The 17,486-nt window shown below is 60.8% G+C and carries 13 protein-coding genes; 11 read left to right on the top strand and 2 right to left on the bottom strand.

Annotated features, from left to right (window positions below):
* Positions 1 to 6: 6 nt before the first annotated feature.
* Complete coding sequence (locus FSO04_RS20740) at positions 7 to 948, bottom strand: ABC transporter permease (RefSeq protein WP_154561992.1); 942 nt, start codon at positions 946 to 948, stop codon at positions 7 to 9.
* Between the two features lie 95 nt (positions 949 to 1,043).
* Positions 1,044 to 2,624 carry an ABC transporter substrate-binding protein gene (locus FSO04_RS20735; RefSeq protein ID WP_154561990.1) on the bottom strand — a complete coding sequence of 527 codons (1,581 nt, stop codon included), beginning with the start codon at positions 2,622 to 2,624 and terminating at the stop codon, positions 1,044 to 1,046.
* A gap of 434 nt (positions 2,625 to 3,058) precedes the next feature.
* On the opposite strand from FSO04_RS20735, the gene FSO04_RS20730 reads away from it, so the two are divergent.
* From FSO04_RS20730 to FSO04_RS20680, 11 genes are all read left to right on the top strand, one after another.
* A complete protein-coding gene (locus FSO04_RS20730; RefSeq protein WP_154561988.1) occupies positions 3,059 to 4,066 on the top strand; it encodes an asparaginase in 1,008 nt (335 codons plus the stop codon).
* Between the two features lie 460 nt (positions 4,067 to 4,526).
* On the top strand, positions 4,527 to 5,303 hold the full coding sequence (locus FSO04_RS20725; protein ID WP_154561986.1) for an ABC transporter ATP-binding protein: 777 nt from the start codon (positions 4,527 to 4,529) through the stop codon (positions 5,301 to 5,303).
* Positions 5,300 to 6,154: an ABC transporter permease gene (locus tag FSO04_RS20720; protein WP_154561984.1), complete on the top strand. Its 855-nt coding sequence runs from the start codon at positions 5,300 to 5,302 to the stop codon at positions 6,152 to 6,154. Before FSO04_RS20725 ends, FSO04_RS20720 begins: the two co-directional genes overlap by 4 nt.
* A 69-nt stretch (positions 6,155 to 6,223) precedes the next feature.
* Positions 6,224 to 7,204: an ABC transporter substrate-binding protein gene (locus FSO04_RS20715; RefSeq protein ID WP_154561982.1), complete on the top strand. Its 981-nt coding sequence runs from the start codon at positions 6,224 to 6,226 to the stop codon at positions 7,202 to 7,204.
* A complete protein-coding gene (locus tag FSO04_RS20710; protein WP_154561980.1) occupies positions 7,201 to 8,535 on the top strand; it encodes an amidase in 1,335 nt (444 codons plus the stop codon). The genes FSO04_RS20715 and FSO04_RS20710 overlap by 4 nt, the downstream gene beginning before the upstream one ends.
* 94 nt (positions 8,536 to 8,629) lie before the next feature.
* The gene (locus FSO04_RS20705; RefSeq protein WP_233464930.1) at positions 8,630 to 10,249 is read left to right on the top strand and encodes a gamma-glutamyltransferase family protein; all 1,620 of its coding nucleotides are present in this window, start codon (positions 8,630 to 8,632) and stop codon (positions 10,247 to 10,249) included.
* A gap of 135 nt (positions 10,250 to 10,384) precedes the next feature.
* Entirely contained in the window at positions 10,385 to 11,668 is a 1,284-nt protein-coding gene (gene oxlT / locus FSO04_RS20700) for an oxalate/formate MFS antiporter (RefSeq protein ID WP_154561978.1), read from the top strand.
* A gap of 552 nt (positions 11,669 to 12,220) precedes the next feature.
* Complete coding sequence (locus FSO04_RS20695; RefSeq protein ID WP_154561976.1) at positions 12,221 to 13,693, top strand: MDR family MFS transporter; 1,473 nt, start codon at positions 12,221 to 12,223, stop codon at positions 13,691 to 13,693.
* 353 nt (positions 13,694 to 14,046) lie between these two features.
* Entirely contained in the window at positions 14,047 to 15,348 is a 1,302-nt protein-coding gene (locus FSO04_RS20690) for an MFS transporter (RefSeq protein ID WP_154561974.1), read from the top strand.
* A gap of 47 nt (positions 15,349 to 15,395) precedes the next feature.
* Positions 15,396 to 16,337, top strand: a complete 942-nt coding sequence (locus FSO04_RS20685; protein ID WP_154561972.1) for a glutamate cyclase domain-containing protein — start codon at positions 15,396 to 15,398, stop codon at positions 16,335 to 16,337.
* Between the two features lie 35 nt (positions 16,338 to 16,372).
* Positions 16,373 to 17,473: an alanine racemase gene (locus FSO04_RS20680; protein WP_154561970.1), complete on the top strand. Its 1,101-nt coding sequence runs from the start codon at positions 16,373 to 16,375 to the stop codon at positions 17,471 to 17,473.
* The last annotated feature ends 13 nt before the right edge of the window (positions 17,474 to 17,486 follow it).

Genomic DNA, 17,486 nt, shown 5'->3' with positions numbered 1-17,486 from the left:
TTTCACTCAATAGCGGATACGCGGGTCGAGCAGCAGATAGCTCATATCGACCAGCAGGTTGATAAGCACGTAAACAAAGGAAAAGAACAGCGTGATGCCCTGTACCAGCGGGAAGTCGCGCGCCAGTACCGCGTCGACCGTGAGTTGCCCGAGCCCGGGGATCGCGTAGACGGTTTCGGTGACCACCACGCCACCGATCAGCAAGCCGACGCCAATGCCGATTACCGTGACGATCGGTACCGCGGCATTGGCCAGCGCATGGCGAATCAGCACGCGTGCTTCGGAGATACCTTTGGCGCGGGCGGTGCGGATGTAGTCTTCAGTCAGCGCCTCGGCAACCGCAGCGCGCGTCACGCGGGCAATCAGCGCAAGGTAGACGATCGACAGCGTAATGGCGGGCAGGATCAGGTGCGTGAGCCACGGACCGATGCCCGCGCTCAGTGGAGCGTACCCCTGCACCGGCAGCAGCTTCGCATGCAAGGCGACCGCCCATATGAGGATATAGCCGACCACGAACGACGGCACCGAGAATCCCATCACCGAAAGTCCCATCAGCATCCGGTCCAGCCAGCCTCCGTGCCGCGAAGCCGCGATCACGCCGAGCGGCACCGCGAGCAGGAGCGTCATCACCAGTGTCAGGGCGGACAAGGACACGGTCGGTGCGATGCGTTGCGCAATCAACCGGGTAATCGGCTGCTTCATGTAGTACGAGTCGCCAAGGTTGCCCTGCAGCAACTGCCCGGTCCATTTGACGAACTGCACCGGCAGCGGCCGGTCGAGCCCGAGGCTCGCGTGGATCCGCGCGATGTCGGCACTAGTGCCGTTGTCACCAACAAGCGCCGCAGCCGGATCGCCCGGCGTCAGGCGCAGAATCATGAACACGATAAGGGCGACAATGACCAGCACTGGCGCCGTCGACAATACGCGCCGGAAAAGAAAGAAAGCCATGTCGATTACGCTCCAAAGCCGGTTTGTGGATAGACGGGCTCGCGTTGCCCTGCGAGACGGCAGCCGGCCGGCAAACAGCCAGCCGCCGACACGGGTTAGCTCTTGCGAATGTTCCAGAACACGTTGACCGGAGCTGGGACCACGCCGCTGACGACGCCCTTGCGGATCACCGAGTAGAAATCGAAGTCGCCTAAGGGCGCCAGGATGCCGCTCTGGTACGTTTCCAGTTGGATCGCCGCGGCGATCTTCTTGCGCTGCACAGGATCGTTGGTGACGAGGTAATCGTTCTTGAGCTGCTCAATCTTGTCGTCAGTCGCCCAGCCAAACCAGCCCTTTTCGCCATTGCCCGTCAGCGGAGTGAAGAACAATGGATTCATCGTGTCGCCGGGCGCCCATCCGGTAATGAACAGGTTCCAGCCCCCCTTGTCGGCGAGCGCCTTGCTGGTTCGGCGCGTCACGAGCGTAGACCAGTCCATGGCCTGCAGGTCGACATTGAAACCGGCCTGCTTCAACAGTTGCGCCATGACGGGTGGAAACTTGTTGAGTACTGCGTAATCAGACGGATACATCAATACCACCGGCTTGCCATCGTAGCCCGCTTCCTTCAGCAGATTGCGCGCCGCCGCGAACTGAGGCTTGCCGGTGAAATAGGCAGTCTCGGTCGACGCCAACGGCGAATCGCATGGGTAAATCGACGAACACGTCCGGTACAGATCCTTGTTCACCAGTTGGGCACGCATCAACGCTTCCTGGTTGATCGCCATGATTGCCGCCTGGGCAATCTTCGGGTTGTTGAACGGTGGCACGAGATGATTCAGGTGCAGGTCGAAGAGCCCGGCGGGAGTCGGCTTCACCAATTCCAGCTTCGGATTGCCCTTGAACGCGGCGTACTGCTCGGCGGGCATCCATTCGATCATGTCCACTTCACCGTTCGCAATCGCATTGGCCTGCGTCTGTGCGTCCTTGAGCACGATCCATTCGACCCGGTCGACATAAACATGCTTGCCGCCTGCGGTACCGGAAGCCGGCTCAGGCCTCGGCACATAGTTCGGGTTCTTGATGTACACAATTTTCGCGCCCGGGCGATACTCGTCCTGTTTGAAGATGTAGGGGCCGGACCCGGTGTAGTCAGAGATCTGTTGGTCCGCCGGCGTATCGGCGACCCGCTTCGGCATGATGAATGCGGCGCTGCCCGACGGCTTGCCGAGCGCGTCGAGGACCATCGGAAAGGGTTGCCTGAAGGTCATGCGGAAGGACTTGGCATCGACCGCATCGAACGACTGCAGTGCCGCGAACATTCTCTCGCCGAACACGTCGCGCTTGCCCCAGCGCGTGATCGACGCGATAACGTCAGCTGAGGTGACCGGCTTGCCGTCGCTGAACGCGAGCCCCTTGCGCAGCGTGAACGTCCAGGTCTTGCCGTCCGGCGAGCTCGTATACGTGTCCACCATCTCCGGTTGCACCACGCCCTTGGCATCCACGCCGAACAGCGTGTCGTAGATCATGTAGCCGTGGTCGCGCGTGATAAATGCAGTAGTCCAGATCGGATCGAGAATCTTCAGATCCGCTTGCGGCACGATTCGTAACACCTTCGATGCTTCCTGCGCACACGCCGTCGTCGCAGCGCTCGCAATCAGCACCCCAGCCACGCACCGAGCAAACATTCGCTTCAACATGCTGCACCTCATAAGAAGAAATGACACAAAATGATTCCGGCTGCACGCGTGCGTCGGATTAGCGGCCGTGCTCGTTCAGATGCTCCAACCCCGGATATGGCGCCTGCGACAGGTTGATCTCCGATTCAACCGTGCTACATTAATTGCAACTTGCAACAATTGAAATTTACGCATTTATAGGCACGAAGCATGCCATCGCGCGGCAAATCCAGTAGGTATCGGCAAGTCGGGCACTTGCCCGAGCGGCAAGAGCACACTGCAATGCGCGGGACTTGTGCAAGTGCGCGCGAGCACGGTGCATCGCGCAGTGCAAGATCGCTGTCGCACCGATTCCGGGCGCGACAACGGTGCTCCTCGCCGGTGGCGAGTTTTTGCAGGCTATTTGAGGTACGGTTTAAGCCGATATTTTCAACGCACTCGAAAGGAACGCGTCAATGAACTATCCGAGGATCGCTGTCGGTGCATTAGGCGGCACGATATGCATGACCGCCGACAATGCCGACGCTGGCGCGTTGCCACGTCTTTCCGCTCAACAATTGGTGACTGCGGTCCCAGGTCTGGCTGATATCGCGCAGATTCACGCCGAGACGCTTTTGCAGTTACCCAGCCCTTCGCTGAACTTTGCGCATGTGCTGGACAGTCTGGTGTGGGCAGAGTGCATGGTGGCTGCCGGCGCCGCCGGGATCGTGCTGACCCAGGGGACCGACACGCTTGAGGAAACCGCCTTCCTGCTCGATCTTCTGTGGACGCATCCGCAGCCGCTGGTGGTCACAGGCGCGATGCGCACGCCGCTGGCCGCGGGGGCGGATGGGCCCGCCAACATTCTTGCCGCAGTGGCCTGCGCAGCGTACGGCGCCAGTCGCGGGCGCGGTGTAGCCGTAGTCATGAACAACACGATCCACGAGGCGCGCTGGGTGCGCAAAGCGAACTCGATGTCCGTCGAAACTTTCGAGTCACCGGTCGTGGGGCCGGCGGGCATGGTGCTCGAGGGTCTGCCCCAATATTTCCGTCCACCGTCCAGGCGCTATTCGCAGCGCTTTACAAAGCCCGACCTGTCGGTTCGAGTGGCACTCGTGGAAACATGTCTGGGCGAGACGGGTGAGATGCTCGACGCGGTCGCCCACGCGGGATATCACGGGATCGTCATCGCGGCCTACGGTGCAGGTCATGTTTCGGATGACGAAGCACAGCGCATCGAGGCGTTGGTGCCGCGACTGCCGATCGTCGTCTCCAGCCGCACGGGATCGGGATCGACGGCAGCGCGTACTTATGGCTTTTCTGGTTCCGAAATCGACCTGGCCCGCCGCGGTGCGTTGTTTTCCGGGTGGCTCGGGCCACGCAAGGCGCGCCTGCTTCTCTGGCTGCTGCTCGCCACGGGCGCGCCGCGCAACGCATGCGCCACCGCGTTCGAATTCTGGAAGCGTGTCGACGATACCGACTAGACGTTCTGATGTAACCGCGTTGGTACGGCGCCTCAATTCTGGAGGCGGCTCTCGCACCGATTCACAATCCCGAATTTCTTGCAATGGTCTTTCGCCGTCGACCGTTCGCGTTTCGCCCTGAGGCGGTGCGTCGCCGATCTAGTTGTGCCTGATGCACCTTCCTTGCGCGCATTTGCACACTTTCCGAACATGGCAGTGTGCTCACCTCCACTTGAAAATACCCACTTCGCACTTGTATATGGGGCTCTCGCACGATGGCACGCTTTGTGCGAATCGAATCAATATGGATATTTCAATTGTTGCGTTTTGCACCTATATTCCGCCGACAACCGACGAAAACAGCAATTAAGTGCTCCCCAGTCAGACACTTCACAACCGTCAACCAACCGTGTACCGACTCTGCGCGGAGCGGGCACGCAAGCGAAGCGCGAAGTGATTCAAGTTCAGCACGAGGATCAGCATGTCAGTACAACTAGCGTTGCGAAACATTCGAAAATCCTTTTCCAGTAAGCAGGGCTCGGTCGATGTGCTGGGTGGATTGTCGTTCGACATCAACGAACGAGATTTCGTCAGCATCATCGGCCCGTCGGGCTGCGGGAAGACGACCGTGTTCAACGTAATCGCCGGCCTCCTGGAACCCGACAGCGGCGAGATCGTCTATCGAGGGCAGGCGGTCACCGGCTTGCGCGGAAAAGTCGGCTACATGATGCAGCGTGACCTGCTGTTGCCGTGGCGCACCGTATTGCAGAACGTCCTGATTGGGCCCGAGTTGTCCCGCATGCCGGTTGCGCAAGCGCGCGAAATGGCGATGGAATACCTGAACACCTACGGCCTTGCGGGTTTCGAGAACGCCTATCCCCGCATGCTGTCCGGTGGCATGCGCCAGCGCGTCGCACTGATCCGCACCTTGATCAACGACCCCGACATCATCCTGCTCGATGAGCCGTTTTCAGCGCTCGACTATCAGACCCGGTTGTATCTGGAAGGCGTGCTGATGGAAGCGGTCGAGACGTTCCACAAAACGGTCGTGCTGGTCACACACGACATCGACGAAGCAGTCGCGTTGTCCAAGCGTGTGGTGGTGCTAGGCGGCCGGCCTTCGCAAGTCAAAAAGGTCTATGACATCGAGATCGGCGCGCGCACGCCGATCGGTGCGCGCAGCGATTCGAACTTTCCCGGCTACTTTCACGCGCTGTGCGCGGAACTCGATATTCAGACCGAGGTAAAGGCGGCATGAACCATTCCGCATCCGTCAATAACGCGAAAGTCTCCGCGACACGCAGCCAGACGCGTTCAGGCCCCGCGCTGAATACCGGATGGGGGCGCACAGCCCTGCAGCTCGTCGCGGTGATTGCATTCTTTGCGATATGGGAAGGCGCTGCGCGGCTTGGCTGGGTATCGAACTTCCTGGTCGGCTCGCCGACAAAAATCTACGACGCCCTGGCTCGCTCCGCCGAATCAGGCGACCTTTTCGTCGATATCGGCTACACCATGTTCGAAGCCATGCTCGGCTTTCTGTTCGGCACGGCGGTCGGCTCGGTCTGCGGCCTCGCGCTGTGGTATTCGCCGTTCGTGGCGCGACTGATCGAGCCGTTTATCGTCGCGATCAACAGCGTCCCGAAGATCGCTTTCGCCCCGATTGTGATTCTCTGGTTCGGCACCGGGCTCGTTTCGAAAGTCGCGCTGGCGATTTCGCTCACTGCGATCGTCGCGCTGATAGCCGCTTACGAGGCAGCGAAAGAGGCCGATCCTGATCTTCAGGCACTCCTCGTCACGCTTGGCGCGAACAAAAACGATGTGTTCCTGAAAGTCGTTATTCCGTTCACGCTGCCATATGTGATCTCGACATTCCGCATCAACATCGGCTTTGGTCTGGTAGGCGCAGTGGTGGGCGAATTCATTTCGTCGGAGAAAGGGCTTGGCCACATGATCTTTACCGCCTCAAGTCTTTACGACCTGAACACCGTGTGGGCCGGCCTCTTCGTGCTGATGGCGATTGGCTTCGTGTTGTATTTCCTGATCGACCTGGTCGAACGCAAGCTGCTGCCGTGGCGGCAGGTATCGAATGCACCGACGCTACGGGTTTGACGCCGTTGCCACTCGAGGTCGAATTGTTTGCTTTTCGCCCGTCAATCTAACCTTTCTCTGGACCTGAAGATGGCACTCATTGCAAAAAGAATGCTGGCTGCACTGACAACAGCAGTCGCTGTTTCTGCCGTTAGCATCGCAACGCCCGCCTTGGCCGCCGACAAAAAAGCTGTTATTTCGCAGGCTTTTCAGTCGATGCTATATCTGCCGCTCTACGTCGCTATCGACGGCGGCTTCTTTACCAAGGAGGGGCTAGAGGTGACAAAGCAGACCGCGGGCAGTCCGAGCGCGGCATTGTCGGCCGTGTTGTCGGGAAGTGCGGACTTCTCGCTGCATGGTCCCGAATGGACCGCGGTCGCCGCCGAAAAAGGCGCGGATGTCGATGTGATCGCCAACGTTGTGAACGGTGCGGCGGTGTGGATCGTCACCTCGCCGGACAGCAAATTCACCGGCATCAAGGACGTGAAGGGCCAGACGGTCGTGTCGGGTCAGATGCCGACTACCAGCACGTCGCTGTTCTTCAAGTTGCTAAAAGAGAACGGCATGTCGCCAGCCGACGTGAAACTAACCCAGGTACCGCTCGGCTCCGAGATCGGCCCACTGGTTGCAGGCCAGTCCAAGGTTGCGGTGATGTATGAACCCGGCCTTGATCAGGCCGTTGCCAGAGGCATGAAGGTAGTGCTCGGCTTTCCGAAATTATATGGCGAATACGCATTCTCATCGATCTCGGCGAAAAGGAGCGTGGACCCCGATGTGGCGGCACGGTTCGTGAAAGGTATGGAGCAGGCACTCGTCTTCATGCAGACCAATCCCACGGAAACCCTGGCGATCGCCCGCCGCGAGTTTCCAGGCCTTGATCCGGAGATCGTGAACGCTGCGGTAAAACGCATGCTGAACGAAGGCGTGTATCCCAGGAACGTCGACATCACCCCGCAGGCGCTGACGGTTGCAATGGATACGCAGATCTCACTCGGTAATTTGAAGCAGCAGCCGAATTACAGCACCTTCATCGTGCAGAACTACATTCATCAAGCACTAGCCGCGAAATGAGCCATTCTTCCCCCTCCCCCACCATCCGCGAAATCCGTGACGCGATTCGCGCGGGAACGCGCACCATCGATCAGACTGTGCAACAGGCATTTGATGCGGCGCAACGACTGCAGCCTGAGTTGCAAGCTTTCATCCATCTGCCGGCGGCGCCGATAGTCAATCGCGCCTCTCCCCACGCGCCGCTCGCGGGCGTCCCTGTCGGCATAAAAGACCTGATCGATACGGCCGATATGCCCACCGCGTACGGATCGCCGGCCTACGAAGGGCGCAGGCCCGACAAGGACGCATGGGTGGTCGCCCGTTTGCGCGAAGCCGGTGCCACGGTACTCGGTAAAACGGTCACCACCGAGTTCGCCTGGCGTCAGCCTGGCGCTACGACCAACCCGTGGAATAGCGATCACACGCCTGGCGGCTCGTCGAGCGGCTCGGCTGCCGCCGTTGCGGCAGGCATCGTGCCGCTCGCGCTCGGCACACAGACGTTCGGATCCGTCATCCGTCCCGCCGCGTATTGCGGTGTGGTCGGGGCAAAGCCGAGTTACGGCACGATTGCGCGGACCGGCGTGTTGCCGTTGTCAGGGTCGCTCGATCACCTTGGCGTTTTCACCACCAATGTCGCTGATGCCGTTCATGCGCTATCGATTCTGGCGGGGAGCGATGCGGACGATCCACATGCCTCGCATAACAGTCGCAAGAGGAAAGACCCAGGCGATGCGGCAAAACGGCCACCACGCATCGGCGTGTTGCGCGAGCAGATCGGTGGACCAATCGACAAAGCGCAGCAGCATGTGCTGAATCAACTTGCCCTACGTTTGCGTGCCGATGGTGCGGAAATCGTCGCTGCCGACTTGCCTGCCGAACTGGCCGACGCTGCGCGGCATGCTTCAATCCTGCTCGCAGTTGAAGCCGCATTGACACACGGCGAACTGGTAGACCGTTCGCCGGATCTTGTCAGCGCACCGATCACAGCTCTGGTCGAGGAAGGCCGGGCTGTGCGCGCGACCGAATATGCGAAAGCGAAGGCTGTGCAGGTACAGATGGCGGTTCGCTTCGACCAGTGGCTCACCGAATCAGCGGGACTGGACGCGCTGCTGGTAGCGCCCGCATCGGGCGAGGCGCCCCGCGGGCTTGACTATACGGGCGATGCGGCGTTCTGCACGCCCTGGACCTTCCTCGGCGTGCCGGCGGTGACGTTACCGGTTGGCTTCGGTCCGGAGGGGTTGCCGCTTGGGGTGCAACTGGTCGGTGCGAGTCAGCACGATGCCACGTTGCTGTCGCTTGCCGAGTGGGTGGAAGGGAGAACCGGCTGGAACATCGCAGTTGCTTCCCGCTGATGCCGGCTTCGTTGTGTATAGGAAGTATCACGTGATCATGCGAACCCGTAGCGGCTGAGCGGGTAGCGAAGATCGATTGATTGTTTGAGGAAACATGTCAGCAGAATTTTTAAATCCTGTGCGGGGCATCCGCGGGATGGCGGTCACACCCCATGCACTGGCGTCGCAAAGCGCGCTCGCGATCCTGCGTGACGGCGGCAATGCCATCGAGGCGATGATTGCCGCCGCGGCGACCATCGCAGCGGTGTATCCGCATATGAACAGCATCGGCGGCGACGGCTTCTGGTTGATTTCGCGGCCGGGCGAAGAGCCCGTCGGCATCGAGGCATGTGGAGCGGCGGCATCGGCGGCGACGATCGACGCCTATCGCGCACGCGGCCTGCAATCGATCCCGTTTCGTGGACCGCTGGCGGCGAATACGGTGGCCGGCACCGTGTCCGGTTGGGCGTTGGCGCATCGTTGGTCCACTGACACCCTCGGTGGCAAGCTCCCGGTCGCGCGCCTGCTGGAAGATGCGATCGCCTACGCGGGAGGCGGTATTCCGGTCACGCGCAGCCAGTCCGAATGCGTCGCGCTCAAGCGGCACGAACTCGGATCGGTCGCGGGATTCGCCGAGACGTTTCTGACGGGCGACAACCCGCTGCGCGTGCCGGCTGTCGGCGAGCGTTTTGTGCAGCCACGCCTCGCCGCGACGCTCGAGCGTCTCGCCCACGCGGGTCTCGACGACTTCTACCGGGGCGATCTCGCACGCAGCATCGCGGCCGACCTGCGTGCCCTCGAAAGTCCATTGTCGCTCGCCGACCTCGAACAGCATCGCGCAAGGCTGCGCACGCCGCTGGCACTCACGCATTCGCTTGGCACGATCTACAACATGCCGCCGCCTACACAAGGGCTTGTCTCACTGCAGATTCTCGGTGTGCTCGACCGTGTCTTGCGCGACGATATGGATCCGCTCGGGCCCGAGTACGTCCACGCATGCGTGGAGGCGACCAAGCTCGCGTTCGCCGTCCGCGACAAGCACATCACCGACCCGGATTACATGGACATCGATCCGCAGGCGCTGCTCGCGCCGCCGGTCCTCGACGCGATGGCCGAGCAGATTTCGATGTCGGCGGCGGCCCCGTGGGGCCGCGGTCTCGGACCGGCCGACACAGTATGGCTCGGCGTGATCGACGCCGATGGCGTGGCCGTCAGCTTCATCCAGAGCATTTATCACGAGTTCGGCAGCGGCCTCGTGCTTGCAGATTCGGGCATCAACTGGCAAAACCGCGGCTGTAGCTTCTCGCTCGATCCCTCTGCGCGCAATCCGCTTACGCCGGGGCGACGGCCGTTTCACACGCTGAACCCGGCACTCGCGCGTTTCGATGACGGACGCACGATGGTGTACGGAAACATGGGCGGCGACGGCCAGCCGCAATCGCAAAGCGCCGTGTTTTCGCGGATCGCGCACTTTGGCTGGAATCCGCAAGCCGCTATCGATGCGCCTCGCTGGCTGCTAGGCCGGACTTGGGGGCGATCCAATGAATCACTCAAGCTTGAAGCTCGGTTTCCCGCCGACACGTTCGATGCGCTGCGCCGTCTCGGCCATGACGTCGAGCAGATGCTGCCATACGACGAAGCAATGGGCCACGCCGGCGCAATCGTCCGGCACGGCAACGGATGTCTGGAGGCAGGCTATGACCCGCGCAGCGACGGGGCCGCGGCTGGCTGGTAAGCGCGCCGGCTAAACAGCGGGCGGCCGCGCCGCCTGCACCCTTTTGAATCGACCACCCGCGAGCGTTCGCGCCGACGGCAAGGACGGCGCACGTCCTCCATCTGTTGATATTTCAATCCGAAACGGAGAAGCACTTTGAACACCCGCACGCAATCATTGAAAGGCGCCGCCTCGCCCGTCGCGCAAACAGCCGCGCATACCCGCTGGATCCAGCTCGGACTCGGCCTCATTTGCATGATGACGATTTCGAGTCCGCAATATGTATGGACTCTGATGACGAAGCCGCTCATGGCGAAGCTCGGCATCGCGCTGCCGGAACTGCAAGTGACCTTCTCACTGCTGGTGCTGCTGCAGGCATTTTTCTCACCGTTCCAGGGTGCGCTGATCGACCGTTTCGGGCCGCGCATGCTGATCTCGATTGGTACGTTGCTGGCAGGCGTGAGCTGGGTGTTAGCCTCGTATGCGCACAGTGTGTCGATGCTGTACCTCACGTATGGCTGCATCGGCGGTCTCGGTACCGGCATCGTCTACGTCGGCGTGGTGGGATTCGTGGTTCGCTGGTTCCCCGATCGACGCGGCTTCGCCGCCGGCGTAGCGGCCGCAGGCTACGGCATGGGCGCAATTGCCACCACCTTTCCAATTTCTGCATCACTGGCAACGCACGGTGTCGAATCCACGTTGTGGCTGTACGGCATCATCTTCGCAGTGGTCGGCCTCCTCGCCTCGCAGGGCCTGCGGGTACCGCCTGCGGCGGACAGTATCGGCTCGGCAGTCTCCCGGACAGCGGTCGCGACGCGCGACTTCCGCCCGTCCGAGATGCTCAAGACGCCGCTGTTCTGGCTGATGTTCGTGATGATGACGATGATGTCCACCTCGGGCCTCATGGTCACGTCGCAGATGGCAAGCTTCGCCGCTGACTTCGGCGTCAGCAAGGTACTGGTCTTCGGGCTCGCCGCGTTGCCGCTGGCACTGACGATCGACCGCTTCACGAACGGTCTGACCCGTCCGCTGTTCGGCTGGATATCGGATCGTCTGGGGCGCGAAAACACGATGTGTTTCGCGTTCGCACTGGAAGGTGTGGCGATGGCACTCTGGCTAATGACGCGCGACAACGCGGTCCTGTTCGTCTTGCTGTCCGGCGTGGTGTTCTTCGGCTGGGGCGAAATTTTTTCGCTGTTCCCTTCGACCCTGACCGATACGTTTGGTACCCGATATGCCACCGCCAACTATGGCTGGCTTTACATCTCGTTCGGGATCGGCTCGATCTTCGGCGGCCCGCTGGCCGCGCTGCTGCATCAGCACACCGGCAGCTGGGTGCCGGTGTTCGGCTGCGCGATTGTGCTCGATCTGAGTACCGCCGCGCTTGCCATGTTCGTGTTGAAGCCGGTGCGCGCGCGTTTTGTCGGGGCTCGTGGATAGCGTATCTCTTCGCGCCGAATGACGGCCCTGCGCGACACGGTCGGCACGCTCCGACCTGGCTCGTGGGCAGTCTCGGCGACGATCTCAAGTGCATGTGTAGCGATACCGATCGCATAGGTCGGCGCCATCCTCAAGTCTTCATACGAAGAGTATAAGAAGAGCCGCAGCTACCGGCGCGTCGTAGTACTCGCAATAAAACGTACTGAGCCTCCTTTCAATCGACTATCTGCGGTCTTTCAACTAAAAAAACCGTATTTCCGCTTGACCGCCGACAGAGCCCTCCCGTCCCGTCAAATCGCTTTTTGACATCGTTGGGTTTGACCTTCATGACTCTCCGACCCCCAATAATTATCAGATAAGTCTTCACATGAAGACTTGTGATTTGATAGAGTATATCGTCCGTGGGCGCGATCCGCTGACTCGCCCCAATCCGCTTATCGAGACGTCCTGATCTTCATGGCCGCGTCACGCCAGATTTCTGGAATGGCCCGAGATCCACTCAAGTTACAGGAGCAAGTCTGACCGCGGACGACGCCCCTTCTACAAAACGGCATGTCACAACACCTGAAAACAGTACGACCGCTCGTTATTGCATCGGTCATGGCGTCAATGGCAATGGTCGCTATCGAAGCGACCATTGTGTCTACAGCGATGCCACAGATCGTGACTCAATTGGGCGGGCTGCATCTTTATAGCTGGGTCTTCTCCTCGTTTCTGCTCACGCAGACCGCGATGACGGTCGTATTCGGCAAGCTCGCTGACCTGTACGGTCGTAAGCCCACCATGCTCGTTGGCATCGCGATCTTTCTGGTGGGATCAGTGCTCGCGGGTTTTGCACGGTCCATGCCCGCAATGATCGCGTTTCGAATGATTCAAGGTGTCGGCGCTGGAGCGATCCAGCCTGTTGCGCTCACTATCGTGGGCGACCTGTATCCAGCACGCGAACGAGGGAAAATTCAGGGTTATCTCGCCAGTGTCTGGGCCATCGCTGCGGTCGTCGGACCGATGGCAGGTGGCATTCTCATTCGCGACCTTTCATGGGCCTGGATCTTCTGGATCAATATCCCAATTGGCCTCGCCTCCGCCGCCGGCTTCATCGTCTTTCTACATGAAGAGGAAAGGCGCGAACGCCCTTCGATCGATATCCTCGGTGCAACGCTCTTCGCTGCATGCATCGGCGCTCTCATGGTGGCGCTGACGAATGCCGGGACATTCGTCAGTACTTGGACCATCCTCGAGTTCGCTCTGTTCGTGATATGCGGCGCACTCTTCATTCTCCAGGAGCAACGGGCCGCCGACCCCATGATTTCGTTTTCCTTGTGGGGGCACCGGCCAATCGCGGCCTGCAATGCAGCTACTGTCCTTTCGGGAATGGCGCTAATGGGGCTGACCAGCTTCCTTCCCATGTATGTACAGGGCGTCTTGGGCAGGTCCCCGGTGGTGGCAGGCCTCGCGTTGACTATGATAATGGTCGGTTGGCCAACCGGCGCTACCATTGCAGCACGCTCCTTCCATCGGCTCGGACTGCGGCGCACCCTCATCGGCGGCAGCGTGTTCTTGCCGATTGGCGCCATGGTCTTCGCGGCCCTGACCCCACAGAGCACACCGCTGTTTGCAGGAATCGGCTCGTTGATTATGGGCTTTGGAATGGGAGTAGTTAGCGTGAGCTCGCTTATTCTGATCCAGGAAATCGTCAAGCCGTCGGAACGCGGCAGCGCGACGGCGTCCAACCTCTTCTCCCGTAACCTCGGCAGTACGCTTGGTGCAGCCGTGTTTGGTGCGGTTCTGAATTATGGGCTTGCTCATTCGACCGGCACCGCAGCGGTTACCTCCGATCAGTTGCGACAGCTTCTTGGCTCGGTACCGGCCGACGCTATCGTCAACGCTGCGGTGAGACTTGCGCTCCACCAGTCCCTCCATCTCACGTTCTCTTCCATCCTGATGATATCGATCGGTGCGGTCGTCTCCCTGATGCTTGTACCCACCATCAATCTCGTGCGAAGGAGCGAACCCGCAACCAATTGATACGCAGGCCTGTTCCTCACCCAATCCCCTTTGACCCAGCGCATGATCGTCGTCTGTGCGAACAACAGACCGCTCCCGGCCATCATTTCGACGAGCTCTCGAACGCGGAACCTGTAACGCGCAATGCCACGTGAAAAAGAAACCTGCACGAGGCGTGCACCCGTGATCAGCGATTTCTATCGATTGCCCGGGCCACTTTCGATTATCTGCACTCGGAACCACGCACCTATACTCAATTTCAAGCAGCACGGAACGGGCGCCTGCGGCGTGGCAGATGACCGGTCCATACATCGCCGATGCGCAACGCGCCGGGCGTGTATCTGACATTCAAACAGCGAATCAGGAGAACAGGCATGAGCAGAGCACCTGCAGCGGTCGTGGCGTACGCCCAGCCGAAGACATCAGTTCGCTGGAAGATTTTTCTCATCATGTTGCTGCTGGTCACGGTCAACTACATCGATCGTGCATCCCTGTCCGTCGCAATGCCGATGATCGCAAGCGAGTTCACGCTTACGCCGGTCATGCAAGGCATCATTATGAGTTCGTTCTTCTGGTCGTACACGCTGATGCAGATTCCAGGCGGAATGGCGGTCGACCGCTTCAAGCCGCGCCTGGTCCTCGCGCTGTGCACTTTGCTCTGGGGTGCCTTCCAAGGCCTCGGTGCATTGACGACCAATGCGATGTCCTTGCTCGCTACGAGGCTCGGACTCGGTGTCGCAGAAGCGCCCGTGGCCTCAGCGGGAGGTGCGCTCAATGCAATGTGGCTCACGCAGCATGAGCGGGTCCGTGGCGCATCGCTGATGGATGGCGGCTCGCCGCTCGGCGCAGCGCTTGGATCGGTGCTGATCACCTGGCTGATCGTGGTCGCGCACTCATGGCGAACCGCATTCGCGATCGCCGGCGTCGGCACGATCCTGTGCGGCGTCGGCGCCTGGTACTACATCAAGAATCAACCGCACGAACATCCCGGCGTCAATGAAGCCGAAGCGGAACACATCGAACTATCCCGGCGCAAGGAAGATGAAAAGGAAGCGAAAAACCTGTCAGGCAACTCGCTCGATTTCTTCAGGTATCGCTCAGTGTTGCTGATGTTCGTCGGCTTCATGTGTTGCACGACGCTTTACTACGGCCTGTTGACATGGATGCCCACCTATCTGCAGAAGGTGCAGGGCTTCAATATTCAGCAGATGGGCGGCGCCAGCTTCGTGATCTTCTTCTGCGGGTTTATCGGCGAACTCTGCGGTGCCTATGTTGCCGACAAGTGGCTCGCCAGCGGCGCCGCGCCGAACCGCGTCATGCGCACGATTTTCGGCATCGCCGGCGTGGTTGCCACGATTGCGGTGTTTTCGGTGGCACATGCGACAAGCCCCACGATGGTTGTGATCCTGCTGTCCATCACGCTCTTCTTTCTGCGGTGGGGCGGTCTGTACTGGTCGATCCCCGCGATGCTCGCCTCACGCAACAAGGTGGGCACGCTTGGCGGACTGCTTAACTTCGGCGGGAATATCGGCGGCATGGTGATCCCGATTGCGATCGGCGCAATCGTTCAATTCACCGGCTCCTATTTCCTCGCGCTGATGTGTTTCGCCGCAATGGGCGTCGGCCTGCTGCTCTGTTCGATCGGAATCGACTATGAAACGAAGATTCCGGTCTGAACGATCGTCGCGCCTCGCATGAACAACGTTGCTACTGAGATTGGATAATGGGAATAGCAAAAGTCGAAGACATCATTGGCCAAACCGTCCGGCGCGACATTGGCCGCATGAAGCGGTTCGTTGAAGGTCAGCTGGAAGCGGCCGCGCGTTCGATCATGAGCACGCCGAACGCCCACGTCGGTATCGTGACCGGTTTCTTCATACGCAATGCCGTCCCGCCCTCGCCGGAGACGGACGGACTGGGCGGCATGGCCCACCTGGCCGCCGCACTTTCGAACCTCGGCATACCGGTGACAGTGATCTCGGACGCGCCATGCTGCAAGGCCGTCTGGGCGGTCACCACGGAATTGCCGAAAGACGTGGCGTTCGAGATCACCTCGGTGAGCGCGGCATCGGTCAAGTCGCTGAGAGCCAGGCTAAGCGAGGCCGAACGTCCGATCACGCATATGGTCGCGATCGAGCGGGTGTCGCCCGCGAGCGACGGCAAGCCGCATCGCGAGTACGGCGCGGACATGTCCGACGATACCGCTCCGCTGCACCTTCTGTTCGAGGATCCCGAGTGGCCGCGTCCGTGGGTCACGATCGGCATCGGCGACGGCGGCAATGAAATCGGCATGGGCGTGCTACCCGAGGAAATCGTCCACGACGACATTCCCAACGGCCCGTTGATCAGCGCAGCCATTCCCGCGGACTATCTGATTGTTTCCAGCGTCTCGAACTGGGGCGGCTGGGGATTGGTATCCGCAATGGCGATGGTCGCGCCGCGAGAGGCAGCGGCGCGACTGCTCACCGACTTCACACCGGAGCGCGACCGGGCGTATCTCGCCGCGGCCGTCGACCTCGGGCAGGCGGTTGACGATAGCCGCGTCGACCGCCCCGCGACGCCGAAGATGAGCGTCGACCGGCTGTCGTGGGAACAGCATGCAGAAGTGCTCAGTCAGCTCAGAGCGCACGTCGACGGATACCTCGCAGCGCCGTCGCACGCGTGAGCGCGACGCCCTTTTTATTTCTTAACGTCCCAACCATGTCCGACCTTTCGAGCACCACTCTCCAACGTGCGCCGTCGTGGGCAGTCAGCTTGCCAGATGAATTGCAGACACCGTGTTTCATCGTATCCGAGCGCGGCATCGTCGATAACCTGTATGCGACTGCCCGTGCGTGTGGAGGGGTTGAGCGGCTCATGCCGCATGTGAAGACGCATCGCGCCGGATGGGTCGTCAAGCGGTTGATTCGCGAAGGCGTAACCGCGTTCAAGGCCGCTACCGTGGCGGAAGTGGCGATGGTGCTCGAGGCCGGCGCGAAACACGTCGTCTGGGCGTATCCGACCGTGAACCGCGCTCATATCCGTACCTTGCTCGCGCTGGCGCACGCTCATCCGGACGCACGGGTCGACGCGCTCGTCGACTCGGCGGCTGGCGTAGCCGCGTGGCGTCTCGCGACGAACGGGGCGCCGTTGACCAATCTCGCCCTGCTCATCGATCTGGATGCCGGCATGGGCAGAACTGGCGCGCCGATAGCAGCGGCGACGCTGCAATTGGCCCGCGAACTGGCCACAATCGGCTGCTTTGGAGGATGGCATGTCTACGACGGCCACATCCATGATCTCGACAGTGCCGCACGCCGCACGCGGGTGGCCGCCATCGTGGAGAAAGTGGCGGCGCTGACGCGCGCAGCCGATGCAGACGGACTGTCGACGAAACTCATCGCCGGGGGCAGCTATACGTTCGATCTGTGGCCGCGCACGCTCGCCGACTTCGTATCCCCGGGCAGTTGGACCTATTCGAGCGCTCAACACGACCTGGAGTTGCCCGCGCTCGGCTGGACGCCAAGCGCATATGTACTGGCAACGGTGATTTCACGCAACAGCACAACCGCCACGCTCGATGCGGGCTCGAAGGCCATCTCGCCGGACAAGCCGCTGGCCGAGCGCTTTCGCTGGGACGGCAAGATCGTCATGATGAGCGAAGAGCACGTTGTGGTCGAAGACACCGATCTGGCTGTCGGCGACCGGGTGATGCTGCTGCCGCGCCACGCTTGCACGACTGCCTATCTCTACCCTAGCGCGATGGTGCTTAACACCGAAGGGTCGTGGGAAGTGCGTGAGCAACTCGGGAGCCGTCGCTAGGCCGCGAGACCCG

It is taken from the genome of Paraburkholderia madseniana (genome assembly GCF_009690905.1).
GTDB lineage: Bacteria > Pseudomonadota > Gammaproteobacteria > Burkholderiales > Burkholderiaceae > Paraburkholderia > Paraburkholderia madseniana.
This window is presented reverse-complemented; position numbering and strand designations above follow the sequence as displayed.